Here is a 25436-nt window from a genome sequence, read left to right as displayed (position 1 = left end):
ACTACGTTCGAGCAGGGGATACCCCTATCGCCGGGCCCGGCCCACCGGCTCCCCGCATCCCCCCGGGTCCGTGGCCGGAAGACCCCAGCGTGCAGTCAAGGCATCCCACCGGTCTTGGAAAAAATCGCATTCCGATCGATCGCATTCCGATCGATCGCATTCCGGTCAGGAGCGAGCACAAGGCTCGTCGCCTCCCCCGCCATCCGATCGTCCCCCGGCGGACCGGGGCGAACCGGCGGAGCCCCCCGCGCCGCCGTGAACTCGCGCGGCGTGCACCCGGTCATCGCCTTGAACTCCCCACTGAGGTGCGCCTGGTCGTAGAACCCGCACGCCGCCGCCGTCTCGGCCTGCGACCGCCCCGCCGCGAGCAGCCGCCGTGCCCGCTGCAGCCGCAGCACCCGCGCCGCCGCCTTCGGCCCGAGCCCGATCTGCTCCCGGAAACGGTTCTCCAACTGCCGTACGCTCCAGCCGACCTCGTCGGCGAGCCGGGGCACCGGTATCGCGCCCCAGGTGCGCTGGAGGTGCCCCCAGGCCCGCACCACCCGCGCCGAACTCGGCGTCCCCGCTTCGGTCCAGCGCGCGAACACGTCGTCGAGCAGCCCGAACCGCTCGGCCCAGCCGGGCAACGCGGCCAGTGCCGCGGAGAGTTCACCGATGCTGCGCCGGCGGCCCCGGCTCGAACGCGCGCCCAGCGGATGGGGCAGTTCGTCGGGATCGACCGTCCGGTCGGCGAGTTCGTACTGCGGCGTGCCGAAGAGGGTGAACGCGGCCCATGGCGCGAGCAGCACCTCGATGCCGGCGAGCCGTCCGCCGTGTTCGCCGACGGCCGCCGTGGTCGTCGGCCCGGAGAACACCGACACGAGGGTGGCGGGCGGCCGCCCCGCGCGGGAGATGCGCAGCGGCTGTTCGAAGCCCAGCAGAAGCGTCGCCGCGCCGATCGGTGCCTCCAGCCTGCGCCGCGGCCCGTCGAGGGCGAGCCGGATCCCGCGGTAGCTGATCACCCCGGGCCGCAGCCGCGGATGGGGCAGCGCGACCACGTTCTCCCAGGCGCCGCCCGGCCCGTTCCCCGCACGCGAGACGATCCCGTCCCGCGCCCGTTGCCCTGTCGCCATCCGGTACGTCCCTCCGGCCGCCGCCCGCACCCGGGACCCTGTCGTGGGGAAACCCATGGTGCAACGGGCACAGGAGGACCGGAAGGCCCGCCGGGCCCCGGGCTCCCGGCGGGCCCCACGACCACGGCGCACCGGCCCGCGGGACCCCGAAACGGCTTGCGTCCCGCAGGACCTCGAAGCCGTTCAGGCTCCGCAGGACCTCAGGAACGCCCGGGTCCGCCGCGCGATCGGCAGCGGCTTGTCCGGCGGGCAGGGGTACATGTCCTGTTCGACGATCGCGAAGAGGTCGACGCCGAGCCGCTGCGCGGCGGCGAGGACGGGCTCCAGTGCCGGTACGCCGGACGGCGGTTCGCACATCACGCCACGGGCCACGGCGGGCCCGAACGGCACCTCGCCCGCGCGGACCTCGGCCAGGATCAGCGGGTCCACCTGCTTGAGGTGGAGGTAGCCGATGCGCTCGCCGTACGTCTCGATGAGCTTGACGCTGTCGCCGCCGCAGTACGCGTAGTGGCCCGTGTCGAGGCACAGCGACACGAGCGAGGAATCGGTCGCGTCGAGGAAACGCGTGACGTTCTCCTCGCTGTCGATATGCGTGTCCGCGTGCGGGTGGACGACGATCCGCAGCCCGTAGCGCTCGCGCACCTCGTGGGCGAGCCGCTCGGTCTGGGCGGTCAGATTGCGCCACTGCGTCGGCGTCAGTGTGCTGTTCTCCAGCACCTCACCGGTCTTGTCGTCCCGCCAGAAGGCCGGGATGACGACGAGGTGCTCGGCACCCATCGCCTGGGTGAGCGCCGCGATGTCCGAGACGTGCGCCCAGGTGGACTCCCACACCGCGGGACCCCGGTGCAGCCCGGTGAACACCGTGCCGGCCGAGACGGTGAGCCCGCGCCGCGCGGTCTCCTCCTTGAGGACGGCCGGATCGGTGGGCAGATAGCCGTACGGGCCCAGCTCGATCCACTCGTACCCGGACGCGGAGACCTCGTCGAGGAAGCGCTGCCAGGGAACCTGCTGGGGGTCGTCGGGGAACCAGACGCCCCAGGAGTCGGGAGCCGAACCGATCCGGATGCGGGACAGTGAGGACGGAGACGACGGCTTCGGCGACGGTGACGACTGAGGCGATGACTGCGGTGGCAACGACGTCATGGGCGTCAGCTTCCGGCGACCCCGGAGAGGTGTCAAGGCCTGGTCCGGATGTCCGGACAAAACATTGACAGGGCTCCCCGCGCGGGAATACACCTGGGGGCAGCCGACGTGAAGGGAACTCGATGGCGTACGACCTGATCACCATGGGGCGGATCGGCGTGGACCTCTACCCGTTGCAGACGGGGGTTCCGCTGGCCCAGGTGACGTCCTTCGGGAAGTTCCTCGGCGGCTCGGCGACGAACGTCGCGGTGGCCGCTGCCCGGCTCGGACGGCGCACGGCGGTGATCACTCGGACGGGTGAGGACCCCTTCGGCACCTACCTCCACGAGGCGCTGCGCGACTTCGGCGTCGACGACCGCTGGGTCACTCCGGTCCCCGGCCTGCCGACCCCCGTCACCTTCTGCGAGATCTTCCCGCCGGACGACTTCCCGCTGTACTTCTACCGCCGGCCCAAGGCCCCCGACCTGGAGATCGACGCGCACGACCTCGACCTGGACGCCGTCCGCGACGCCCGCGTCTTCTGGATGACGGGCACGGGTCTGAGCGAGGAGCCCAGCCGCACGGCGACCCTCGCGGCGCTGGCCCACCGTGCCAAGTCCGGTACGACGGTCTTCGACCTCGACTGGCGGCCCATGTTCTGGAAGGACACGGCCTCCGCCCGGCCCTTCTATGCCGAGGCCCTGCGGCACACCACCGTGGCCGTCGGCAACGTGGACGAGGTCGAGATCGCCACGGGCGAGCGGGAACCGCACGCCGCCGCCCGCGCCCTGCTGGCGGCCGGCGTGGAACTCGCGGTCGTCAAGCAGGGCCCCAAGGGCGTCCTCGCCGTCCACCGCGACGGCACCTCCGCCGAGGTCCCGCCCCTCCCGGTGACGGTCCTCAACGGCCTCGGCGCCGGTGACGCCTTCGGCGGCTCCTTGTGCCACGGCCTGCTCGCGGACTGGGACCTGGAGCGCGTCATGCGGCACGCGAACGCCGCCGGCGCCATCGTCGCGTCCCGTCTGGAGTGCTCCTCCGCGATGCCGACACCCGAAGAGGTCGAGGACGCGCTCACGGCGGGAGCGGTGCGGTGAGGGCGGGGCATGTCGGGGGAGCGCGGCACGAACAAGGGGGAGACGCGCCCGCGGGTGCCCCCGTCGCGTACGAACGGCTCCGCTCCTCGCACCGGCGCGTCGATGTCGCCGACCTCGTCCGCACTCGCACCCATCATCCCGAGGCGATCGCCGAGGCCGCCGCCCGCCGTCCCCGCCGCCCCCTCGTCAACGACTCGGGCCGGCTGATGATCATCGCCGCGGACCACCCGGCCCGCGGCGCCCTGGCCGTCGGCGACCGCATGTTCGCCATGGCCGGCCGCGCCGACCTCCTCGAACGGCTCTGCCTCGCGCTGTCCCGTCCCGGGGTCGACGGAGTGCTCGCCACCGCCGACATCCTCGACGACCTGCTGCTGCTCGGCGCCCTCGACGGCAAGGTGGTCATCGGGTCGATGAACCGGGGCGGACTCGCGGGCGCCTCCTTCGAGCTGGACGACCGTTTCACCGGGTACCGCCCGCGGGACATCGAGCGGCTCGGCTTCGACGCGGGCAAGCTGCTGCTGCGCATCGACTACGACGACCCGGGCTCGCTGCGCACCCTGGAAGCCACCGCCCGGATCATCGACGCGATGGCGGAGCGCCGACTCCCGGTCTTCGTCGAGCCGTTCCTGTGCCACCGCCGTGACGACGGGACGCTGCGCAACGACCTGAGCGCCGAGGCCGTCACCAAGTCCATCGCCATCGCCAGCGGCCTGGGCGGCAGTTCGGCGTACACCTGGCTGAAGGTCCCCGTCACCAAGAACCCCGACGACATGGCCCGGGTCATGGAGACCTCCACCCTGCCCGCCGTCCTCCTCGGCGGCGACGTCGCGGAGGACCAGGAGGGCGCGTACGAGAAATGGCGCGGCGCGCTGCAACTGCCCACCGTCCAGGGCCTGGTGGTCGGCCGTTCGCTGCTCTACCCGGCGGACGGCGATGTGGCCGCGGCCGTGGACACCGCCGTAGGACTCCTGTGAGGGCCGCATGAGCAACGAGCTGTACGTCCCCAAGGGCACCACCGCCGACGCGAACTACGCGCTCGACATCGACCCCAAGCGGGCCGGCTGGACCCACAGCAGCCTGCGGATCGTGGAGCTGGGATCCGGGGGTACGCACACCTTCACCACCGGTGACAGCGAGTGGATCGTCCTTCCCCTCAACGGCGGTTGCACCGTGCAGGTGGAGGACGACGAAGAGTTCCAACTCCTGGGCAGACAGAGCGTGTTCGCCGGAGTCTCCGACTTCGCGTACGTGCCCCGTGACGCCCGGGCCCAGATCGCCTCCGGCGCGGGAGGCCGCTTCGCCCTGGCAGGAGCGAAGTGCGAGCGCCGACTCCCCGCCCGCTACGGCCCCGCGCCGGAGGTTCCCGTCGAAGACCGCGGCAGCGGCAACTGCGCCCGCAAGGTGCGCAATTTCGCTTCCGCCGACGCCTTCGACTGCGACAAGCTCATCGCCGTCGAGGTCATCACGCCCGGCGGCAACTGGTCCTCGTACCCGCCGCACAAGCACGACGAGCACCGGCCGGGTATCGAATCGCAGCTCGAAGAGATCTACTACTTCGAGATCGACGGCCCGAACGGATTCGGCTATCAGCGCGTATTCCCTTCACACGAGGGCGGATCCGACGTCCTCGCCGAGGTCCGCACCGGCGATGCCGTCCTCGTCCCCGACGGATGGCACGGCCCGTCCATAGCCCAGCCCGGCCACACGATGTACTACCTGAACGTGATGGCCGGACCGGGAGAGGACCGGGAGTGGCGGATCTGCTTCCACCCGGAACACGTAAACAACACGGCAAGCACAGAGGGATACCGATGACCTCAACGACGAGGCTGACGGTCGCACAGGCGCTGGTGCGGTTCCTGGCCGCCCAGTACACGGAACGGGACGACTCGCGGCAGCGGCTGATCGGCGCCACCTGGGGCATCTTCGGCCACGGCAACGTCGCCGGACTGGGGCAGGCGCTCGTCGAGTACGCGGACGAGATGCCGTACCACCAGGGCCGTAACGAGCAGTCCATGGTTCATGCGGCGGTCGGGTACGCACGACAGAGCAACCGGCTGTCGACGCACGCCGTGACCACCTCCATCGGCCCGGGCGCGACCAACCTCGTCACCGGTGCCGCCCTCGCGACGATAAACCACCTCCCGGTGCTGCTGCTGCCCGGCGACGTCTTCGCGACCCGCCCCGCCGACCCGGTGCTCCAGCAGCTCGAAGTCCCGTACGCGGGCGATGTGTCGGTCAACGACTGTCTGCGGCCGGTGTCGAAGTACTTCGACCGGATCACCCGGCCGGAAGCCCTGATCCCGGCTGCGCTGCAGGCCATGCGCGTGCTCACCGACCCCGTCGAGACGGGCGCGGTCACCCTCGCGCTGCCCCAGGACGTACAGGCGGAGGCGTACGACTGGCCGGAGGAGTTCTTCACCGAGCGAACCTGGACCGTACGCCGTCCGGCGCCGGACCAGAGTGAGCTGGCCGCCGCCGTACGGGCGATCCGCGACGCCCGCCGCCCCCTGATCGTGGCGGGCGGCGGTGTCCACCACAGCCGCGCCGAGGAGGCACTCGCCGAACTCGCCGCCGCCACCCGCATCCCCGTCGCCTCCACCCAGGCCGGCAAGGGTTCCCTGCGCTGGGACCACCCGCAGGACGTCGGCGGCATCGGGCACACCGGCACGGCGACCGCCGACGAGCTCGCCCGCACCGCCGACCTGGTGATCGGCGTCGGCTCCCGTTACACCGACTTCACCACGGCCTCCGGCACCCTCTTCACCGCCTCGGGCGTCCGCTTCCTGAACCTCAACATCGCGCCCCACGACGGCCACAAGCTCTCCGGGCAGACGCTGATCGCGGACGCGCGCGTGGGACTCGAAGAGCTCACCGAGGCGCTGCTGCTGCACAAGCACCGCGCCGAGCCCGCGTACGTCACCGAGTACACGGACGACAAGGAGCGCTGGGAGTACCGGGTCGACGCGGCGTACGAGGCCGAGGACGTCGACATCCGGCCGACCCAGCCGCAGGTCCTCGGCATACTCGACGAGCTGGTCACCGAGGACGACATCCTGATCAACGCGGCCGGTTCGCTCCCCGGCGACCTGCACAAACTGTGGCGGGCGCGGTCGCGGGACCAGTACCACGTCGAGTACGGCTACTCGTGCATGGGCTACGAGATCCCGGCCGCGATCGGCGTACGGATGGCGGCCCCCGGCCGTCCCGTCTGGGCGCTGGTCGGCGACGGCACCTATCTGATGATGCCGACGGAGATCGTCACCGCCGTGCAGGAGGGCGTCGCGATCAAGGTGCTCATCCTGCAGAACCACGGCTACGCCTCGATCGGCGGCCTCTCGGAGTCCGTGGGCGGCGAGCGGTTCGGCACCGCGTACCGCTACCGGTCCGCGGACGGTACGCACACGGGGGCGCCGCTGCCCGTCGATCTCGCCGCCAACGCGGCCAGCCTGGGCATGCGGGTCCTACGCGCGAAGACGGTGCGTGACCTGCGCACTGCGCTGACCGAGGCACGGTCCGCCGACACTCCCACATGTGTCTACGTGGAGACCGAAACGGCAGACACAGTGTCGGGCGCGCCTCCGGCCCAAGCCTGGTGGGATGTACCCGTGGCCGAGACCGCGACCCGATCGTCGGCGGTCAAGGCGCGCGAGGAGTACGACCGGCACGTCGCCGCCCGACGCCGCCATCTGTGAAGGAGTTTTTGGCCATGACGAAGACCGTCAACCACTGGATCGGTGGGAAGACCGTCGAGGGTGCGTCGGGTACGTACGGGCCGGTCACCGACCCGGCGACCGGCGCCGTGACCACGCAGGTCGCCTTCGCGACCGTCGACGAGGTCGACGCCGCGGTCGCCGCGGCGAAGGACGCGTACACGACCTGGGGCCAGTCCTCGCTGGCCAAGCGGACCACGATCCTCTTCAAGTTCCGGGCTCTGCTCGACGCCCACCGCGACGAGATCGCCGAACTGATCACCGCCGAGCACGGCAAGGTGCACTCGGACGCGCTCGGTGAGGTCGCGCGCGGTCTGGAGATCGTCGACCTGGCGTGCGGGATCACCGTGCAGCTCAAGGGCGAGCTGTCGACCGAGGTGGCCTCCCGGGTGGACGTGTCCTCGATCCGGCAGCCGCTCGGGGTCGTCGCCGGCATCACGCCGTTCAACTTTCCGGCCATGGTGCCGATGTGGATGTTCCCGCTCGCCATCGCCTGCGGCAACACCTTCGTCCTGAAGCCGTCGGAGAAGGACCCGTCGGCGTCCCTGAAGATCGCCGAGCTGCTGGCCGAGGCCGGTCTGCCGGACGGCGTCTTCAACGTCGTGCACGGTGACAAGGTCGCCGTCGACCGCCTCCTGGAGCACCCGGACGTGAAGGCGGTGTCCTTCGTGGGCTCGACGCCGATCGCCCGGTACATCCACACCACGGCCGCCGCGAACGGCAAGCGCGTACAGGCCCTAGGCGGCGCGAAGAACCACATGCTGGTCCTCCCGGACGCGGACCTGGACGCGGCGGCGGACGCCGCGGTGTCGGCGGCGTACGGCTCGGCGGGCGAGCGCTGCATGGCCATCTCGGCCGTCGTGGCCGTCGGCTCGATCGGCGACGAGCTGGTGGAGAAGATCCGTGAGCGGGCCGAGAAGATCAAGATCGGCCCCGGCAACGACCCGACCTCCGAGATGGGCCCGCTGATCACGGCCGCGCACCGCGACAAGGTGGCGTCGTACGTGAAGGGCGCCGCGGACCAGGGCTCCGAGGTCGTCCTCGACGGCACCGGCTACACGGTCGAGGGCTTCGAGGACGGCCACTGGATCGGCCTGTCGCTCCTTGACCGTGTGCCGGTGACGGCGGACGCGTACAAGGACGAGATCTTCGGCCCGGTGCTGTGCGTGCTGCGCGTCGACACGTACGAGGAGGGCGTGGCGCTGATCAACGCGTCCCCCTTCGGCAACGGCACCGCGATCTTCACCCGGGACGGCGGCGCGGCCCGCCGCTTCCAGCTGGAGATCGAGGCCGGCATGGTCGGCGTGAACGTCCCGATTCCGGTCCCCGTGGGCTACCACTCCTTCGGCGGCTGGAAGGACTCCCTCTTCGGCGACCACCACATCTACGGCAACGACGGCACGCACTTCTACACCCGCGGCAAGGTCGTCACCACCCGCTGGCCGGACCCGTCCGAGGCCCCGATCGGCGTCGACCTGGGCTTCCCGCGCAACCACTGACCTCTTCCACCGGTGCCCCGCCCCTCGTCCGAGGCGCGGGGCACTGCTGTGCGCGGCGGGCCGAGCGGTTCCCCGTTCCCCACTCCCCGGCTGTGCTTCTACTGTGCGGCGGGACTCTACTGTCCGGTAGGCGTCCGGAGTGCGGACCAATCCTGGCGAATTTTGGCGCCCCGACTGCGGTTCTCGTCATGAGGTGATGAAACGGGTGACGCAGGTGATCGGTCGATATTGCCTTTAAAAGCAAGGTCACAGTCTGCTGAGTCTTGGTGATTGCCATATGAGGGTGTCAGGGCCTGGGAAAGTGATGTGACCTGCGTCGCTCCGCTACTGCGGATTCCGTAGGTAAACGGCCATTGACGCAACGGTTTCCGTCAAGGTTCCATCAACGCCGGGAGCGGACGAAGAGACGTACGACGCGAGCCGCCGGAGGCGATATCGCTCCCGCCCGAATCACCTGACGCACGAGTCGATCGGAACCGCTTCATGACCGACACGCTTCGCCCTGTCGAGACCGCCGTCCCGGACACCGTCCCCACGGCCTCCGGGAACCCCCAAAAGCTCAAGCGCTCCATCGGCATCGTCGGCGGCACCCTGCTGACGCTCTCCTGCGTGACGCCCGCCTCCACCCTGTTCGTGGTCGTGCCGGACCTGTTCTCGTCCCTCGGCACGGCGACCGCGCTCACCATCGCGATCGGTTCGCTGCTCTGTATCGCCGTGGCGTTCTGCTACTCGGAGCTGGGCACCCTCATCCCCAGCGCGGGCGGCGAGTACGCCATGGTCTCCACGATGGCCGGACGCCTCGCGGGCTGGCTGGTCTTCGTGCTCTCCCTCCTGGTCGTCATGATCGTGCCACCGGTGATCGCGATGGGCACGGCGGACTACCTGGCGCCGATCGTGCACCTGAACCCGTCGATGGCGGGCGCCGGAGTGATGATCCTGGCCACCCTCGCGGGCCTGCTCGACCTGCGGGCCAACGCCTGGATCACCGGTATCTTCCTGGTCCTCGAAGTCATCGCGGCGGCCGTCGTGGCGGTCCTGGGCTTCGCGCACAGCCAGCGCGGCGCCGGCAGCCTGGTCTCGATGCAGGTGGCGGGCTCCGGTGGGCACACGGACACCGTGACGGCCATGCTGGTCGTCTCCGGGCTCGCGATCGCCCTCTTCGTCACCCAGGGCTTCTCCACCGCGGTCTACCTCTCCGAGGAACTGGAGAACCCGCGCCGCAACGTCGCCCGCACCGTCCTCGCCACCCTGGCCATCTCCACGGTCATCATCCTGGTCCCGGTCGTCGCGATCACCATGGGCGCCTCCGACCTGTCGACCCTGACCGGCGGTGACATCAGCAGCATGGTCACGGCCTGGTCGAACTCCGCCGTCGGCACCTTCGTCAGCCTCTGCGTGGCCCTCGCGATCATCAACGCCGGCATCGTCATGGTCATCCAGAACTCCCGGGTGCTGTTCGCCTCGGCCCGCGACAAGGCGTGGCCCGAGCCGGTCAACAAGGGCCTCTCGCGGCTCGGCCGCTTCGGCTCCCCCTGGGTCGCCACCCTCCTCGTGGGCGTCCCCGGCGCGGCCCTGTGCTTCGTCAACCTGGACACCCTGTACGGCGTGACCGGCGTGTCGGTGACGGGCATGTACCTGCTGGTCGCGGTCGCCGCCCTGCTGGCCCGCCGCGGCAAGCACGCCGACACGCCCGCCTGGCGCATGCCGCTGTGGCCCGCGATGCCGGTCCTGCTGATCGCGGTCCTCGCGTACATCCTGAGCCAGCAGGAGATGAGCTACCTGCTCTGGACCGGCGGTATCACGGCCGTCGCCACCCTGTACTGGGCCTTCTACCTGCGGCCGCGCCGCGAGACCCGCTGGCTGGTGTCGATCCCCGAGGACGCGCAGGCCTGACGGTCTACTCGAAGTCCCACGTCACCACCGTGCACGACCCGTCGTCCTTGCCACCCGCGCTGCGGTAGGTGGCAAGGGCGACGTCGTTTCCGGTGTCGACGCCGACCCACATCCCGTAGCAGCCGCGTTCGCGGGCCAGGGCGGCGAGCTCCCGGATCAGCGCACGCCCGATGCCGCGCCGCCGGAACGGCTCGGCGACCGCCAGCTCGTACAGGAACATCTCGGTGCCCTTGTCGGGGTGGACCGTCTCGACCCCGCTGATGAAGCCGACGGGACTGCCGTCCTCGTACGCGAGGAAGAGGTGGTGGCCCTGGGCGTCCAGGAAGCGCTGGGCCCACTCGGGGCGCACGGGGTCGTCGAAGAGGTACTCGGCAGCGGTCAGTTCGCCGACGGTGCCGGCGCGGCGCATCTCCATGGGCCGTTCGTACCACGGACGCGGTATGTGGGACCGGGTCCGTACTCCCCTGGGAGGGGCGGGGGTTCAGCCCGGCGGCTGCATCGGTTGTCGGCGCTCGCCCGTACCGTTGAGGGCATGGATCTTCGACTGCCCCGACTGCGCGGGCCCCGGCGGTGGATCGCGGCCGCGGCCGCCGCCGTCGTCGTGCTCGCCGGCGCGGGCACATGGACGGCTGTCGCCTCGGACGACACCGCGCCCGTGCACCGCGCCGACCGCGTCATGGCCATGGGCGGCGGGCTGCGCATCGACACCTCGTACTTCACCGCGGGCTCGTCCTCGCAGCGCCGCCCCGCCGTCCTCCTGGCGCACGGCTTCGGCGGCAGCAAGGAGGACGTACGGGACGAGGCGGAGAAGCTCGCCCGTGACGGGTACGCGGTGCTCACCTGGTCGGCGCGCGGCTTCGGGAAGTCCACCGGCAAGATCGGCCTGAACGACCCCAAGGCCGAGGTCACCGACGTCTCGAAGCTCATCGACTGGCTGGCGAAGCGCCCGGAGGTCCGGCTCGACAAGAGCGGCGACCCGCGCGTGGGCGTCACCGGCGCCTCGTACGGCGGGGCGATCTCCCTGCTGGCCGCCGCCTACGACCGGAGGGTCGACGCGATCGCCCCGGCGATCACGTACTGGAACCTGTCGGACGCCCTCTTTCCGAACGGGGTCTTCAAGAAGCTCTGGGCCGGCATCTTCATCAACTCCGGCGGCGGCTGCGACCAGTTCCAGCCCCAGTTGTGCGCGATGTACAACCGCGTGGCGGAGGCCGGAAAGCCGGACGCGGCGGCCACTCGGCTCCTCGAGGAGCGCAGTCCCTCCGCCGTCGGCGACCGCATCAAGGTGCCCACGCTCATCGTGCAGGGCCAGTCCGACTCCCTCTTCCCGCTCGGCCACGCCGACGCGATGGCCAAGGCGATCAGGGCGGGCGGCGCGCCCGTCGACGTCGACTGGATCTCCGGCGGCCACGACGGCGGCGACATGGAGACGGGCCGCGTCGAGTCCCGCGTCGGCTCCTGGTTCGACCGCTATCTGAAGGACGACAAGAACGCCGACACGGGCCCCCCCTTCCGCGTCACCCGCACCGGAGGCATCGACTCCACCGACGGCGCCGCCCTGCTGAGGGGCGCGAGCGGGGACACCTATCCCGGACTGGAGAGCGGGCAGCACGCCATCGCGCTGAGCGGTCGCGAGCAGCGCTTCGAGAACCCGGCGGGAGCGAATCCGCCCGCCATCTCGGCGCTCCCCGGCCTCGGCGGCTCGGGCGGCCTCGCGCAGCTCTCGTCCCTGGGCGTCGGGGTCTCCCTCGACTTCCCGGGCCAGTACGCGCAGTTCGACTCCGCGGCGTTCGGCAGCGATCTGAGGATCACCGGGTCGCCGACGGTGACGGTGCACGTCACCTCGAGCAGCGACGACGCGGTCCTGTTCGCGAAGGTGTACGACGTCGGACCGGGCGGTGCCCAGCAGGTGCTGCCCTCGCAATTGGTCACGCCGCTGCGGGTGGCGGCAGCGAAGTCCGGCAAAGACGTCACGGTCACCCTGCCCGCCATCGACCACGAGGTGCAGAAGGGCCACCGGCTGAAGCTGGTCCTCGCCTCGACCGACCTCGGATATGCCTCACCGGCCGCCCCGGCGACGTACACCGTGTCCCTGAAGAGCGACCTCCAGGTCCCGACGGCACCCGGCGTGACGACCGCCGCCGCGCCGCTGCCCGCCTGGGTGTGGTGGCTGCCGCCGGCCGCAGCACTGGTCGCGCTGGCACTGCTGCTGACGGGCCGCCGCCGCACGGCGCCGGGGGCGCCCGATCCGGAGCTGGCCGAAGTCCCGCTCCAGATCAGCGACTTGAGCAAGCGGTACGCGAAGTCGGCGGACCGGTACGCGGTACGGGACCTCTCGTTCCGTGTGGAGAAGGGCCAGGTCCTCGGCCTGCTCGGGCCGAACGGCGCGGGCAAGACGACCACCCTGCGCATGCTCATGGGCCTGATCAAGCCCGACGGCGGCGAGATCCGCGTCTTCGGGCACGCGATCCGGCCCGGCGCCCCGGTGCTGTCCCGGGTCGGGGCGTTCGTCGAGGGCGCGGGCTTCCTGCCGCATCTCTCGGGCCGCGAGAACCTGGAGCTGTACTGGCAGGCGACGGGCCGTCCGCGCGAGGACGCGCACCTGGAGGAGGCGCTGGAGATCGCGGGCCTCGGCGATGCGCTGGCCCGCGCGGTCCGCACCTACTCCCAGGGCATGCGTCAACGCCTCGCCATCGCCCAGGCGATGCTCGGCCTCCCGGACCTCCTCATCCTCGACGAACCGACCAACGGCCTCGACCCGCCTCAGATCCGCGAGATGCGCGAGGTCATGATCCGGTACGCCGCCGCGGGCCGCACGGTCATCGTCTCCAGCCATCTTCTGGCGGAGGTCGAGCAGTCCTGCACCCATCTGGTGGTCATGGACCGTGGCCGGCTGGTCCAGGCGGGCCCGGTGAGCGAGATCGTCGGCTCCGGAGACACCCTCCTGGTCGGCACCGGCTCCCCCGTGGACGAGCCGGTCGTCGAGAAGGTCGGCGCGCTGCCGGGCGTGGCCTCGGCCGCCGTCGCCGAGGGCGGGCTGCTGGTCCGTCTCGATCCCGGCGGCAGCGCGGAGCGCCTCGTCGTGGAGCTCGTACGGCTCGAAGTGCCCGTCGCGTCGGTGGGCCCCCACCGCCGTCTGGAAGACGCGTTCCTCACCCTGATCGGAGGCTCAGCATGAGCACGCTCGTGGAGCGCACCGAGACGGCCGACGGGTACCGGGCGCGGCGCACGCTGCCGTTGCGCGTGGAGCTGATCCGGCAGTTGAAGCGGCGCCGCACCCTCGTCATGGGCGCGATCCTGGCGGCGCTGCCCTTCGTCCTGGTCGTCGCCTTCGCCATCGGCGGCGACCCCGGCTCGCGCAACGGCCAGGTCACGCTGATGGACACGGCCACCGCGTCGGGCGCGAACTTCGCCGCGGTGAACCTGTTCGTGTCGGCCGGCTTCCTGCTGGTGATCCCCGTCGCGCTGTTCTGCGGGGACACCATCGCCTCCGAGGCGAGCTGGTCCTCGCTGCGCTATCTGCTGGCGGCACCGGTGCCCAGGGCCCGCCTGCTGTGGTCGAAGCTCACCGTCGCCCTCGGCCTCAGCCTCGCCGCGATGGTGCTGCTGCCGGTCGTCGCGATCGCGGTGGGCACCGCGGCCTATGGCTGGGGCCCGCTGGAGATCCCCACCGGCGGCGCGCTCTCCGCGGGCACCGCGACCCAGCGGCTCCTCGTGGTGATCGCGTACATCTTCGTGTCCCAACTGGTCACCGCGGGGCTCGCGTTCTGGCTGTCGACCAAGACGGACGCCCCGCTGGGCGCGGTCGGCGGCGCGGTCGGCCTGACGATCGTGGGGAACGTCCTGGACGCGGTCACCGCCCTCGGTGACTGGCGCGACTTCCTGCCCGCGCACTGGCAGTTCGCCTGGGCCGACGCCGTTCAGCCGAACCCGGAGTGGAGCGGCATGATCCAGGGCACGGCGATTTCCATAACGTACGCGATCGTGCTGTTCGCCCTGGCCTTCCGCGGTTTCCGGCGCAAGGACATCGTGTCGTAGGTCTCCGGAGGATCACCTACCGGTCTCGACGGCTGCCCGTCGTGGCCGCTTCGAGATTCATCCGCAATGCCCCGGAGCGCACATTCAGGCCCCCTCGGACGTCACAGTCACAGACGTCGGCCCATAGACAGGCCGCTCACCGAGGGGGCACAGATGGGTAGGGACCACATACGGGCGCGGGCCACAGGAAGCCGCCGACTGCGCGGAACCCTGCTCGCGCTGACAGCGGCGGGCGCCGTGCTGCTGACGGGCTGCAGTGCGAGCGGCAGCGGCAACTCGTCGGACGGCGCCGACAAATCCGGCGGGCGCGACCTCCCCCTGCCCGCCCCCGCCCAGCCGTCATCGGGCACGGCGCAGGGACAGCAGGAGGGCGAGCAGACCGGCGCACCCGACCGTGAGATCGCGCCGTCCCCCGACTACCTCTCCACCTTCGCTCTCGACGTCGACACCGCCTCGTACGGCTATGCCCGCCGCACCCTCGCGAACGGCCGGATTCCCGACCCCTCCACCATTCGCCCCGAGGAGTTCGTCAACAGCTTCCGCCAGGACTACGAGCGCCCCGACGGCAATGGCTTCTCGGTCACCGTCGACGGCGCCCGCACGGACGACGACGGCTGGTCGCTGGTCAGGGTGGGCCTCGCCACCCGCGCGGCCGAGGACGACCGTGAACGCCCGCCCGCCGCCCTCACGTTCGTCATCGACGTCTCCGGCTCGATGGAGGAACCGGGCCGCCTCGACCTGGCCAAAGACTCCCTCGACGTGATGACCGACCGGCTGCGCGACGACGACTCGCTCGCTCTGGTCACCTTCAGCGACGACGCCGAGACCGTCCTGCCGATGACCCGCCTCGGCGACCACCGCGGCCGTGTGCACGACGCGATCGACAGTCTGGAGCCGCAGGAGTCGACCAACCTCGGCGCGGGCGTGGACACCGGGTACGACACGGCGGTCGAGGGCCTGCGCGAGGGCGCCACCAACCGGGTCGTGCTGATCTCCGACGCACTCGCCAACACCGGCGACACGGACGCGGACAGCATCCTGGAGCGGATCTCCGACGCCCGCCGCGAGGACGGCATCACCCTCTTCGGCGTCGGCGTGGGCAGCGACTACGGCGACGCCCTGATGGAGCGCCTAGCCGACAAGGGCGACGGCCACACCACCTACGTTTCGAACAAGGACGAGGCGCGCAAGGTCTTCTGCGACCAGCTCCCGCAGAACATCGACCTCACGGCCCGCGACGCCAAGGCGCAGGTCGCCTTCGACCCGCAGACGGTCGAGAAGTTCCGGCTGATCGGCTACGACGACCGCAAGGTCGCCGACGAGGACTTCCGCAACGACCGGGTGGACGGCGGCGAGGTGGGTCCCGGCCACACGGTGACCGCCCTGTACGCGGTCCGCACCAGGCCCGGCGCCTCGGGCCACCTCGCCACCGCGAGTGTCCGCTGGCTCGACCCCGACACCCGCGCCCCGCACGAGGAGTCCGGCCAGCTGGAGACCGGCTCACTCGACGACGACCTGTGGACCTCGTCCCACGGCCTCCAAGTCGCCGCGACCGCCGCGTACTTCGCCGACGCCCTCCGCCAGGGCGACCACCGCTGGACCGATCTCCCGGCCCGCCCGCCCCTGTCCGAACTCGCCGTCCACGCGGACAAGTTGGCGACCGCCACGGAGGACACTGAGCTCCGTCGACTCGCCGACGCGATCCGACAGGCGACCCGGCTCAGGGACTAGCCCTGTCGTCGAACTCCCGCCTGCTCCGCCACGCCTGGCACGCTCCCCCACTGCCTCAAGGGCGTGGGAGGTCCCCCCACTCGTCGCACCGGGCACAGACCGGAGATCCAGTACGAGGGCGGCGGCGCGGCTGCCGCGGAGCCCGCCCTCCGGGCGGACGACGGGAGTTCGACGACAGGACCCAGGCGCCCCGCATACGTCCGGGGCGAATCACCTCACCCCTCACACAGGGCGCCGCGTGTCACCTCTCGCCGCACAACTCCCGTTCCGCCTTCACCGGATCGTCCGGGAAGCGGAACGTGGTGCGCTCCCAGGACCCGGCGACATTGCGCAGGAAGCGACCGGGAGTAAGCGGATCCCGTGTCGCGGACCGGAGTTCGGCGAGGGCACCGCAGCGCAGGGCGTGGCGGGCCGCGGTGACACGCGCCGGGTCGAGACCCGGGGGCACATCGGCCGGGTCGCCCCGATCGGCGGCGAGCCAGGTGGCGGGCAGCTGCTTGTCGTGGCCGACACGGCCGCCGCCGACCCGCTCGGAGTGGGCGGCGAGGGGATAGGCGAGCCCGATCGAATCGAGCGCGGCACCGTTCAGCGGCACGACGGCCCCGTTCCAGCCGAGGACCGCGTAACTGGCGGTCACCGACGGCGAGTCGGCAGCCATACGGAGGCGGTCGCCCCACAGCAGGGTGGCCGCGCCGGAGCGCTCCGCCTCCCGCACCTCACGCGCGTGGGCGACATGCCAGGGCGCGCCCGCGAAGGTGTGGTGAATGGGGTGGGCGTCAGCGTTATGACGGACGTACACGCCCCGTTCGTCCGCGATCCCCGCCGGGCCCACCTGTCCGCCGTACGGAATCCGCAGCCACCCCGCGCACACCACGGCCCACACGCCGACCCCGACTGCCGCGAGTGCTCCCGCCCGCGTCACGGGCACGACGAAGACGGGCAACAGCATCAGCAGCAGTCCGGGCAGCAGCATCCGGCCGTGCATGAAGTCCCCGCCGATCTTGATGACGTACAACCAGCACAACAACCCGGCGACGACGGGCGCGAGCGCGGGGACGAGCGGGACCCGGCCGTGCGGTGGCGTGACCCGCCAGGCCCACCGCCCGGGCGAGGCCAGCAGCGCGGCGGTCACGAGCAGCGCGGGCACCCAGAGCAGATAGGGCACCGAGAAGTCCCCGAGATATCCGAAGCCGCGTCCCCACAGACTCTGCGCCGCCTCCTTGGTGACAGCGGGTAGCGGCACGAGATGCCCGTAGTAGCCCGCGCGGAAGATCTCGTACGCGCCCGGGAGCGCCACCGCACTCGCGACACCCGCGAGCGTGCCCTGCCGGGTGGGCCGTACCAGGAGCCACTGCGCGGCCAGGAAGACGGCGGACACCAGCCCCAGGTCGGGTCTCACGAGGGGTCCGAGCCCGAGCAGCAGCGAAGTCACGAGTGACGCGGAGCGGGTGCTGAGGGCGAGCCATGCCCCCGCGATCCAGCACGTGGCGAGCCCCGTCTCGAGCCCCGAGGTGGCGAAGTCCCACACGGGCGGCAGCCCGAGCAGCACAAGGGAGCCGAGCGGAAGGCCTGCCCGATCGCCGTACAGCCGCAGCGCCCCGATTCCGGCGAGCGCGAATCCGACAGCGGTCAGCAGCAGCCCCCCATACACCGCGGCCGTCGCGAGGTCCGCCCCCGGCAGCCCGGCGGCCACGAGCAGCCATTGCCAGAGCGTCCCGGTGGACGACTCGACCCGCTCGCCCGCATTGAACACGGGCCCGTTCCCCGCCAGGATCTGCCGCACGGTCCGTAGGTAGATATACGCGTCGTCGGCCATCCAGCGCCGCTGGAACCCGGCGAACGCCATCACAAGGGCGGGGATCATCCACACCGCGGTGCGCAGCCATGCCTGCGGGGAGATGTTCCTGCCGGCCGGCAGCTCGGGGAGTGAGGAAGGCGGCGGGACCTCGCGGCGCCGCCGGGCAGGAGAGTACGTGGACGTCATGATCAATTCATCGGCTCACCGCGACCCCGGCTTGACGCCGGTGGTGGGCCGAACGGGTGGATGCCGTGCGGTCGTATCCGCTCCTTGCAACCCATTGAATTTGCCTTACGTCCGAGTAAGTTGACCCACGAGTAAGAATCCTGCGACCGGGAGTCGGCATGGGCGTACGCAAGGATCTGAAACGGGCCAAGCAGCGCACCGACCTGGCCGGTCGCAGCAAGGTGGAGCTGGTCAGAGACGCTGCCGGAGTGGTGCGTGAGGCGCGCACCGCCCGGCTGGCACCGAGCCCCACCACCGGCAGCACCGCCGACCTGCCCTTCACCAACGCGGCCGAGGCACCCGGCGCGGTCGTCCTGCGCCGCAGGGAACACGGCGTCTGGCACCCGGTGACCGCGGCCGCCTTCGCCCGCGAAGTCACCGCCACCGCGAAGGGGTTGATCGCGGCGGGGCTCGAACCGGGCGGCCGGGTCGCGGTGATGTCCCGTACGCGCTACGAATGGACGGTCCTCGACTTCGCGATCTGGGCCGCCGGCGGCCAGACCGTCCCCATTTACGCGACCTCGTCCGCGGAGCAAGTGGAGTGGATCGTAAGGGACTCGGGCGTGCGCTTGGTGATCGTCGAGACCGCCGAGAACGCGGACACCGTGGCGACCGGCACGGCCCGGCACCCCGAACCCCCGCGCGTCTGGCAGCTGACGCCGACATCAGCCGCTGCCGCGGCGGGGGCCGCGATCGCTCAACTCGCCGCTCTGGGACGGGACATCGCGGACGAGGAGGTCGCCAAGCGCCGCGCCGCCCTCACCCCCGACACGGTGGCGACGGTCTGCTACACCTCCGGCACCACGGGCAAACCCAAGGGCTGCGTCCTCACCCACGCCAACCTGTACGCCGAGGCCGCCAACACGGTCGAGCTGCTCCACCCCCTCTTCAAGGAGGTCACCGGCCAGATCGCCTCGACCCTCCTCTTCCTCCCGCTCGCCCACATCCTGGGCCGCTGCCTGCAGATCGCCTGCCTGATGGCCCGCATCGAGATCGGCCACTGCCCGAGCATCAAGCCCGACGAACTCCGCCCGGCGCTCAAGGAGTTCCGCCCCACCTTCCTGGTGGGCGTCCCGTACCTCTTCGAGAAGATCCACGACACCGGCCGTGCCACCGCCGAGAAGATCGGCCGCGGCGCCTCCTTCGACCGCGCCGATCGCGTCGGCGTCCGTTTCGCAGAGGCGTACCTGAACAAGTTCCTCGGCGTGGGAAAGGGGCCCGGGCCCGGCCTGTACGCCGCCTGGGCGCTGTACGACCTGCTGGTCTACCGCCGTATCCGCAAGGAACTCGGCGGCCGCGCCCGCTACGCCATCAGCGGGGGCTCCCCGCTCGACCGCAACCTCAACCTCTTCTTCTACGCGGCCGGGATCATCGTCTACGAGGGCTACGGACTCACCGAGACCACCGCCGCCGCCACCATCGTCCCGCCCCTGAAGCCCCGGCCCGGCACGGTCGGCCTCCCGGTCCCGGGCACGGCCGTCCGGATCGCCGACGACGGCGAGGTCCTCATCAAGGGCGGCGTCGTCTTCGGCGCCTACTGGAACAACCCGGTGGCGACGGACGCGGTCCTGCGGGACGACTGGTTCGCCACCGGCGACCTCGGCGCGCTGGACGAGGACGGCTACCTCACCATCACCGGGCGCAAGAAGGACATCCTCGTCACCTCCGGGGGCAAGAACGTCTCGCCGGCCGTCCTGGAGGACCGGCTGCGCAGCCGGCCGCCGGTCGGCCAGTGCCTGGTCGTCGGCGACAACCGCCCGTTCGTCGCGGGCCTGATCACCCTCGACCCCGACTCCGTCGCCCACTGGCTCGCCGTCCGCAAACTGCCCGCGGATACCCCGCTGTCCGAGGTCGTCCGCGACCCCCGGATGCGCGCCGACGTCCAGAAGGCCGTGGACTACGCCAACGAAGCGGTCTCACGGGCCGAGTCCATTCGGGCGTTCGCTTTGGTGGCGGGCGAGTTCACCGAGGACAACGGCCTGCTCACCCCCTCCCTGAAGGTGAAGCGGCGTGCGGTGACGGCGACGTACGCGGCCGAGATCGAGGCCCTTTACCGGACCTGAGAGAGACCACCGGATGGCCGCCATGGGACCGGCGGACATGGGAACAGCGGGCCGCTCCGAGGGGCGACCCGCTGTGTGCGCTGCCGAATTGATCAGCTGTTGGTGGCGCCGTTGCCCGACAGGACCGGGATGTTGTCCAGGATGTGCGAGAGCGGCTCGTCGCCCTTGGCCTGGGTGGAGTTCTCGGTGCACTGCTGGTTCTGCGGGGCCGAGAGGACCGGGACGTCCTGGAGGGCGGTGACCGGCACGACGCCTACGACCGAGCCTACGTTCGCCTTGGCCGGCAGACCGACGCACGGCTTGTTCAGCGTGCCCTGCACGAGCGCGAGCTGCGGGCTCAGGTTGCCGTGCGTTTCCTGGTTGCCGTACGACTGGACGGAGTTGTTGCCGTTGCTGGTGGTGACGCCGTCGTCGTTGCCGATGGCCAGCGCCTGGGGGGCGGCGACGACCGAGACACCGGCGACGGAGGCGGCAATAGCCGCAGTCGCCCACAGCTTCTTCATGTTCGTTCCCTTTCGGAGAGCGGGCTCCGTTACGGAGCCGCGTGATGATCAACAGTGCGGTGAACGATGGGGTTGCGGGGGTATGCCCCGAATGACCCGGAGGGTTCCTCGGGACCGGAGTTGACGCGTCGCTGCTGCTGGCATCGTTGACAGCGACAGCGGGCCGCCGGGAGAGACCGACGGCCCGCTGTACGCGGCGGATCAGCTGCCGGTGGCGCCGTTGCCGGAGAGCACCGGGATGTTGTCGAGGATGTGCGAGAGCGGCTCGTCGCCCTTGGCCTGGGTGGAGTTCTCGGTGCACTGCTGGTTCTGCGGGGACGACAGGACCGGGACGTCCTGGAGGGCGGTGACCGGCACGACGCCCGCGACCGAGCCGATGTTGCCCTTGACCGGCAGACCGATGCAGGGCTTGTTCAGTGAACCCTGGACGAGCGCCATCTGCGGGCTCATGGTGCCGTACGTCGCCTGGTTGCCGTAGATCTGCTGGGCGTTGTTGCCGTTGCTGGTGGTGACGCCCCCGTCGTTGCCGATGGCCAGCGCCTGCGGCGCGGCGGCGGCCGAGGCTCCGACGACGGAAACGGCGACTGCCGCGGCAGCCATAACCTTCTTGATCACTTGCATGTCCCTTCTGAGGTACCCCGTCCACCGGAGCGTCCTGGACAACTGGGCCCGGCCTGCATGGTTGCTCCCATTCACTCCATTGGCCTATTCGAACGGCATGTGCACACGGCCGCGTGCCTGTCGTTCCACGAATTCCGGGGTCACGAACAGTCCATCCGGGTGAAGCCGCGAAACTATTCGCGCCGCCTCCGGTTGGCGGGGGTGGAAATAAGCTCTGTATCGGTCTGTCGACCAAGGGTGACGAGCCGCTGTCGCGCATCCTGGACAACATCCCGGTGGGCTCCGGCAACGGAGCCGGCGGCAGCTGATCCGCACGCGGCCGAGGTGGGAAGCGTTTCTGCTTCTATCGTTTCTGCATGCTATAGGGGCACGGTGTCATTTCGGTGCGATGCGTTCGAGTGAATTACCGGACAGCGCGCGTTCCTGAGTTTCTTCGTAGGCCTGTCCCTCGTTTACAGCGTGCAGGTCATGGTGCGAGCCGTTCATGCTGTGCTCGCTCGGTTTCGGCCGTCAATGAGGCATGGCCGCAGAGAAGGGAAAGCATGTGAAGTACAAGAAGAGCGCTGCTCTCGTCACCGGCACGATCATGGCTCTGGGAATGGCCGCCCCCGCCTTCGCCGACGCCGGCGCCGAGGGTGCCGCCAGCAACAGCCCGGGTGTCCTCTCGGGCAACGTGATCCAGGTTCCCGTGCACATTCCTGTCAACGTGTGCGGCAACACGGTCGACGTCATCGCCCTGTTGAACCCGACGTCCGGCAACGGCTGCAGCAACAGCTGACGCACCACGGCGCATCAACTGCCCCGACTGTGTCAGGGTCGGCCTTGGATTGCCTCATCGGTTCCAGGGCCGACTTTCCTCACTTCTACCAGCAGGAAGACAACGAGATTGCGACAGACCCTGAGTAGGGGAGTGGTCGTGGCCGCGGCCGCGACGGGCATCCTGTCCCTGTACGCCACCCCCGGCTTCGCGGACTCGAACGCGAACGGGGCCGCCACGGACTCACCCGGCGTCGCGTCGGGCAACAACGTCCAGGTTCCGGTGCACGTACCGGTGAACGCCTGCGGCAATACGGTCAACGTCATCGCCGCGCTCAACCCGGCGTTCGGGAACTCTTGTTCCAACGGCTCGAGTTCGCAGCCGTTGCAGGGTGCGCCGCCGCGCCAATCACCCGGCGATGATGCTTCGTCCGTCTCCGGCTCCTCGGCGCACGGCGAGGCCCACGATTCGCCCGGCGTCCTGTCGGGCAACACCGTCCAGACACCGGTGGACGTTCCGGTCAACGCCTGCGGCAACTCGGTGGACGTGATCGGCGCGCTCAACCCCGCCTTCGGCAACGGGTGCGCCAACGAGGACTCGCCCACGCCGCCTCCGCCGGTTACGCCGCCTCCGCCGGTTACGCCGCCAGTGACCCCGCCCACGGCACCTCCGCCGGTGACTCCGCCGACGGTTCCTCCGCCGGTTACGCCGCCGACGTTCCCGCCGGGGGTTCCTCCTGTGGTGACGCCGCCGGTGACCCCGCCGACGGTTCCTCCTGTGGTTACGCCGCCGACGGTTCCGCCTGTGGTGACGCCGCCGACGGTTCCGCCTGTGGTGACCCCGCCGACGGTTCCGCCTGTGGTTACGCCGCCGACGACCCCGCCGACGGTTCCTCCTGTGGTTACGCCGCCGACGACCCCTCGGACGGTCCCTCATTCGGTGAAGAGGACCCCTCCGAACACCCCGTCTCTCACGGAACAGCCGCCCGGCGCTTCCCCCACGCTGCCGCGCACCGGCAGTGAGGGCGTGCTCGCGGCCTCGGCCGCCAGCGTCGCCCTGCTCGCGGGCGGAACCGTCCTGTACCGCAGGGGCCGAGCCGTGCCCCGCCGGTAGTACTCCGCTCTGGGTGCCGGACGCCTCACCGCGCCCGGCACCCGAGCCGCGTCTACGACCGGCTCGATGCCGTTGCGCACCCACCACGCGCCCGTCGGCTCCAGTGCCGTGGCCGCGATCCGGGCGTGGGCGGTCTCCGGGAGCGGGCGGAACAGGCCGGGACGCTCGGCGTAGAACCAGTTGCGCCGGGTGCAACCCAGGCCACTGTGCGGGGAGCGGGCCGACTGCCACCAGGGGCGCTCCCGGGCCGGGGCAGGTCGTTTCAGATCAGCCGGCCGACGTGGGCCATGATCTCGTCGTCGGCCACGGAGCCGATGAGGGAATCGGCCAGGGGATCGGATACGGGGCCGGTCGGCGAGACCTGCCCGCCGAGCGGACGTACGACCCGGACGTCCAGCGCACGCCGTCGCGGCCGTACTCGCTCCACCAGCCGCAGTGCCACATGCCGGGACCACAGGTCCCACATCGCGAGGCCGGGAGCGCGGTCGTCCGGGGCGCGCCAGGCCGTCTTGTGCTCTTCGGCGCGCGGCCGCAGCGCGCTGAGCGCCGCTAGTACCCCAGCAGGCAACGTTCGCCCCGTCGCGACGCCCGGCAAGGGCGCCGGGTCCACGGCAGCGCACGAGTGGCGGTCGACAGGTGCGTGCGTGGTTCCTCGCGCACGGGCGGCGCGCGACGGCGTGCCTCACTGCTCCGCGTCGACGGCGGCGAGCAGCGCCCCGACCCAGGCCGCGTCCCGCTGCGCAACGAGGAAGGCCAACTGGTCACCCCCGCGCCGGATCCCCTTACCGCGTTCGAGGACGCCGGAGTCGTAGCCGAGCGTGTTCGGATACGCGAGCACTCGCTTCGCCGCGGCGGACTCCGGCCCGCTGATCGTCGAATTCGGCACGTCGTCAAGGGGGTTGGCAGGATCCCTCAGCGCCGTCGGCGTGTCACGCCCGGTCGACACGGTCAGCAAGCCGCCCCCGCTCACGCACGCCGGCGGCCCGCGCGCCCCCCGGTGCCCGATGACGCTGTCCGCGAGCACCGCCTTGTACGCGCCACTGGGCTCGGTGATCAGCCCCGCCGGTTGTCCTTCGGCGGCTTCTGCTTGCCGATACGGAGGTTGCCTCCGCACTGCAGCCGCGCGTACGTGACCTCCCGCCCTCCGGCAGACGGAGCTCCGCGCGCCTGGAGTTGCAGGTGTCCGGGTCCTTGCCGACGTGTAGGACATGTCGAAGTCGCCGTTCCTGGCGGGCTTGCCCTCGCGTGGCGGAGTACGGAGGAGCCGGCAGACAGGTGGGCGCGGACGCCGTACGGCAGCTGATGGACGAGTTGGCCGACTTCTGGAGATCACACATGCGCGATATGACTCTCCCTCCGCTTCCAAGCAGCCTCGGAGGTGCCCGAATCCAGCGGCTATCCGTATTTATCGGTCAAACCAGGCGAGTGAGTCAGAACCGTGAAGTGTTGGCGTTTCATGAGATCACTCCTTTGGAGGCGCATCCCGCGTGTGCGCCGCGCGTTGAATCCAGAGCCGGGCACCCCGCCCGGATGTTGTGTCGACTCCAAGGAGCACTTCTCCATGTCGCGTATCGCGAAGGGCCTGGCCCTGACCTCCGTTGCCGCCGCAGCTTTGGCGGGCACCGCCGGCGTCGCCGCCGCCGACAGCGGCGCGAGCGGCTCGGCTGCCAACTCCCCGGGCGTCCTGTCGGGCAACGTCGTGCAGGTCCCGGTCCACGTTCCGGTGAACGCCTGCGGGAACACCGTCAACGTCATCGCCCTGCTGAACCCCGCGTTCGGCAACACCTGCAGCAACGGCTGACGGCAGCGCGAGACCTTTGGCCGGCCGCCCTCCCCGACGGGATGGCGGCCGGCTCGCGTTGCCCCGAATGGGGGACGGCTCTTCGCCGACGACGCGGCGAAGCTCAGTCAGGCCGTGAAGGACGCGATCGCGAAGGTCACCGCGGCGGCTCCGGTAGGGGCGACGCGCCGGCTGTCATGCAGACCGCGGTCCCGGTGTCCGGTCTGCTGCCCAGCTCCTGAGCCAGGGGAGCGGTCCGAGGCGAAGCAGTCGCCACCCTGCCGTGGGGGGGGGGGGGGGGGGGGGGGGGGGGGGGGGGGGGGGGGGGGGGGGGGGGGGGGTGCGGCGGCGCGGGGGCGGGGGGGGGGTGGGGT

The 25436-nt window shown here is 70.9% G+C and carries 22 protein-coding genes and 2 pseudogenes; 16 read left to right on the top strand and 8 right to left on the bottom strand.

The window, feature by feature from the left end:
- Positions 1-95 precede the first annotated feature (95 nt).
- A complete protein-coding gene (locus ACIBK0_RS03125) occupies positions 96-1112 on the bottom strand; it encodes a helix-turn-helix domain-containing protein (protein WP_399074928.1) in 1017 nt (338 codons plus the stop codon).
- Positions 1113-1295: 183 nt separating this feature from the next.
- On the bottom strand, positions 1296-2255 hold the full coding sequence (locus ACIBK0_RS03120; protein ID WP_399074926.1) for a sugar phosphate isomerase/epimerase family protein: 960 nt from the start codon (positions 2253-2255) through the stop codon (positions 1296-1298).
- Between the two features lie 122 nt (positions 2256-2377).
- Between ACIBK0_RS03120 and iolC the strand changes: the two genes are divergently transcribed.
- From iolC to ACIBK0_RS03090, 6 genes are all read left to right on the top strand, one after another.
- Positions 2378-3328: a 5-dehydro-2-deoxygluconokinase gene (iolC, locus tag ACIBK0_RS03115; RefSeq protein WP_399074924.1), complete on the top strand. Its 951-nt coding sequence runs from the start codon at positions 2378-2380 to the stop codon at positions 3326-3328.
- Entirely contained in the window at positions 3325-4302 is a 978-nt protein-coding gene (locus tag ACIBK0_RS03110) for a deoxyribose-phosphate aldolase (protein WP_399074922.1), read from the top strand. The genes iolC and ACIBK0_RS03110 overlap by 4 nt, the downstream gene beginning before the upstream one ends.
- A 7-nt stretch (positions 4303-4309) precedes the next feature.
- Positions 4310-5143 carry a 5-deoxy-glucuronate isomerase gene (gene iolB, locus ACIBK0_RS03105; RefSeq protein ID WP_399074920.1) on the top strand — a complete coding sequence of 278 codons (834 nt, stop codon included), beginning with the start codon at positions 4310-4312 and terminating at the stop codon, positions 5141-5143.
- Positions 5140-7023 (top strand): 3D-(3,5/4)-trihydroxycyclohexane-1,2-dione acylhydrolase (decyclizing), encoded by a 1884-nt coding sequence (gene iolD / locus ACIBK0_RS03100; RefSeq protein WP_399074919.1) that lies wholly within the window; start codon positions 5140-5142, stop codon positions 7021-7023. The genes iolB and iolD overlap by 4 nt, the downstream gene beginning before the upstream one ends.
- 14 nt (positions 7024-7037) lie before the next feature.
- Positions 7038-8540 carry a CoA-acylating methylmalonate-semialdehyde dehydrogenase gene (mmsA, locus tag ACIBK0_RS03095; protein ID WP_399074917.1) on the top strand — a complete coding sequence of 501 codons (1503 nt, stop codon included), beginning with the start codon at positions 7038-7040 and terminating at the stop codon, positions 8538-8540.
- 483 nt (positions 8541-9023) lie between these two features.
- A complete protein-coding gene (locus tag ACIBK0_RS03090) occupies positions 9024-10433 on the top strand; it encodes an APC family permease (RefSeq protein ID WP_399074915.1) in 1410 nt (469 codons plus the stop codon).
- Between the two features lie 4 nt (positions 10434-10437).
- Here ACIBK0_RS03090 and ACIBK0_RS03085 read toward each other — a convergent pair whose 3' ends face one another.
- Positions 10438-10848: a GNAT family N-acetyltransferase gene (locus ACIBK0_RS03085; RefSeq protein ID WP_399074913.1), complete on the bottom strand. Its 411-nt coding sequence runs from the start codon at positions 10846-10848 to the stop codon at positions 10438-10440.
- Between the two features lie 117 nt (positions 10849-10965).
- Between ACIBK0_RS03085 and ACIBK0_RS03080 the strand changes: the two genes are divergently transcribed.
- From ACIBK0_RS03080 to ACIBK0_RS03070, 3 genes are all read left to right on the top strand, one after another.
- The gene (locus tag ACIBK0_RS03080; RefSeq protein WP_399074911.1) at positions 10966-13611 is read left to right on the top strand and encodes an alpha/beta fold hydrolase; all 2646 of its coding nucleotides are present in this window, start codon (positions 10966-10968) and stop codon (positions 13609-13611) included.
- Positions 13608-14471 carry an ABC transporter permease gene (locus tag ACIBK0_RS03075; protein WP_399074909.1) on the top strand — a complete coding sequence of 288 codons (864 nt, stop codon included), beginning with the start codon at positions 13608-13610 and terminating at the stop codon, positions 14469-14471. The genes ACIBK0_RS03080 and ACIBK0_RS03075 overlap by 4 nt, the downstream gene beginning before the upstream one ends.
- 153 nt (positions 14472-14624) lie before the next feature.
- Complete coding sequence (locus tag ACIBK0_RS03070; protein ID WP_399074907.1) at positions 14625-16202, top strand: von Willebrand factor type A domain-containing protein; 1578 nt, start codon at positions 14625-14627, stop codon at positions 16200-16202.
- A 241-nt stretch (positions 16203-16443) separates the two neighbouring features.
- Here ACIBK0_RS03070 and ACIBK0_RS03065 read toward each other — a convergent pair whose 3' ends face one another.
- Entirely contained in the window at positions 16444-18186 is a 1743-nt protein-coding gene (locus ACIBK0_RS03065; RefSeq protein WP_399074905.1) for a hypothetical protein, read from the bottom strand.
- 158 nt (positions 18187-18344) lie between these two features.
- On the opposite strand from ACIBK0_RS03065, the gene ACIBK0_RS03060 reads away from it, so the two are divergent.
- Complete coding sequence (locus ACIBK0_RS03060) at positions 18345-20288, top strand: AMP-dependent synthetase/ligase (RefSeq protein ID WP_399074903.1); 1944 nt, start codon at positions 18345-18347, stop codon at positions 20286-20288.
- A 92-nt stretch (positions 20289-20380) separates the two neighbouring features.
- On the opposite strand, the gene ACIBK0_RS03055 is transcribed toward ACIBK0_RS03060, so the two are convergent.
- Both ACIBK0_RS03055 and ACIBK0_RS03050 read right to left on the bottom strand, forming a co-directional pair.
- Positions 20381-20791, bottom strand: a complete 411-nt coding sequence (locus ACIBK0_RS03055) for a rodlin (RefSeq protein WP_399074901.1) — start codon at positions 20789-20791, stop codon at positions 20381-20383.
- Positions 20792-20992: 201 nt separating this feature from the next.
- Positions 20993-21406 carry a rodlin gene (locus ACIBK0_RS03050; RefSeq protein WP_399074899.1) on the bottom strand — a complete coding sequence of 138 codons (414 nt, stop codon included), beginning with the start codon at positions 21404-21406 and terminating at the stop codon, positions 20993-20995.
- 233 nt (positions 21407-21639) lie between these two features.
- On the opposite strand from ACIBK0_RS03050, the pseudogene ACIBK0_RS03045 reads away from it, so the two are divergent.
- The 5 genes and pseudogenes from ACIBK0_RS03045 to ACIBK0_RS03025 form a co-directional block, all read left to right on the top strand.
- A pseudogene (locus ACIBK0_RS03045) lies at positions 21640-21720 on the top strand (RdlA protein); the annotation flags it as partial.
- Positions 21721-21932: 212 nt separating this feature from the next.
- Entirely contained in the window at positions 21933-22190 is a 258-nt protein-coding gene (locus tag ACIBK0_RS03040; RefSeq protein WP_399074897.1) for a chaplin, read from the top strand.
- A gap of 132 nt (positions 22191-22322) precedes the next feature.
- Positions 22323-22700: pseudogene (locus ACIBK0_RS03035) on the top strand (chaplin); the annotation flags it as partial.
- A gap of 50 nt (positions 22701-22750) precedes the next feature.
- Positions 22751-23191, top strand: coding sequence for a hypothetical protein (locus ACIBK0_RS03030; protein ID WP_399075147.1), 441 nt, complete (start codon positions 22751-22753; stop codon positions 23189-23191).
- Entirely contained in the window at positions 23109-23282 is a 174-nt protein-coding gene (locus tag ACIBK0_RS03025; RefSeq protein ID WP_399075135.1) for an LPXTG cell wall anchor domain-containing protein, read from the top strand. The genes ACIBK0_RS03030 and ACIBK0_RS03025 overlap by 83 nt, the downstream gene beginning before the upstream one ends.
- A 262-nt stretch (positions 23283-23544) precedes the next feature.
- Here the strand turns inward: ACIBK0_RS03025 and ACIBK0_RS03020 are convergent, their stop codons facing one another.
- On the bottom strand, positions 23545-23850 hold the full coding sequence (locus tag ACIBK0_RS03020) for a hypothetical protein (RefSeq protein ID WP_399074895.1): 306 nt from the start codon (positions 23848-23850) through the stop codon (positions 23545-23547).
- A 114-nt stretch (positions 23851-23964) separates the two neighbouring features.
- Entirely contained in the window at positions 23965-24396 is a 432-nt protein-coding gene (locus tag ACIBK0_RS03015; RefSeq protein WP_399074893.1) for a hypothetical protein, read from the bottom strand.
- 447 nt (positions 24397-24843) lie between these two features.
- Here ACIBK0_RS03015 and ACIBK0_RS03010 point away from each other — a divergent pair, with 447 nt between their 5' ends.
- Positions 24844-25083, top strand: coding sequence for a chaplin (locus tag ACIBK0_RS03010; protein ID WP_399074891.1), 240 nt, complete (start codon positions 24844-24846; stop codon positions 25081-25083).
- Positions 25084-25436: the final 353 nt, after the last annotated feature.

Origin of the sequence: Streptomyces sp. NPDC050564 (genome assembly GCF_044457265.1) — a bacterium.
Taxonomy (GTDB): domain Bacteria; phylum Actinomycetota; class Actinomycetes; order Streptomycetales; family Streptomycetaceae; genus Streptomyces.
Note: the sequence above shows the minus strand (reverse complement) of the source record. Positions and strands in the feature narration are given on the sequence as shown.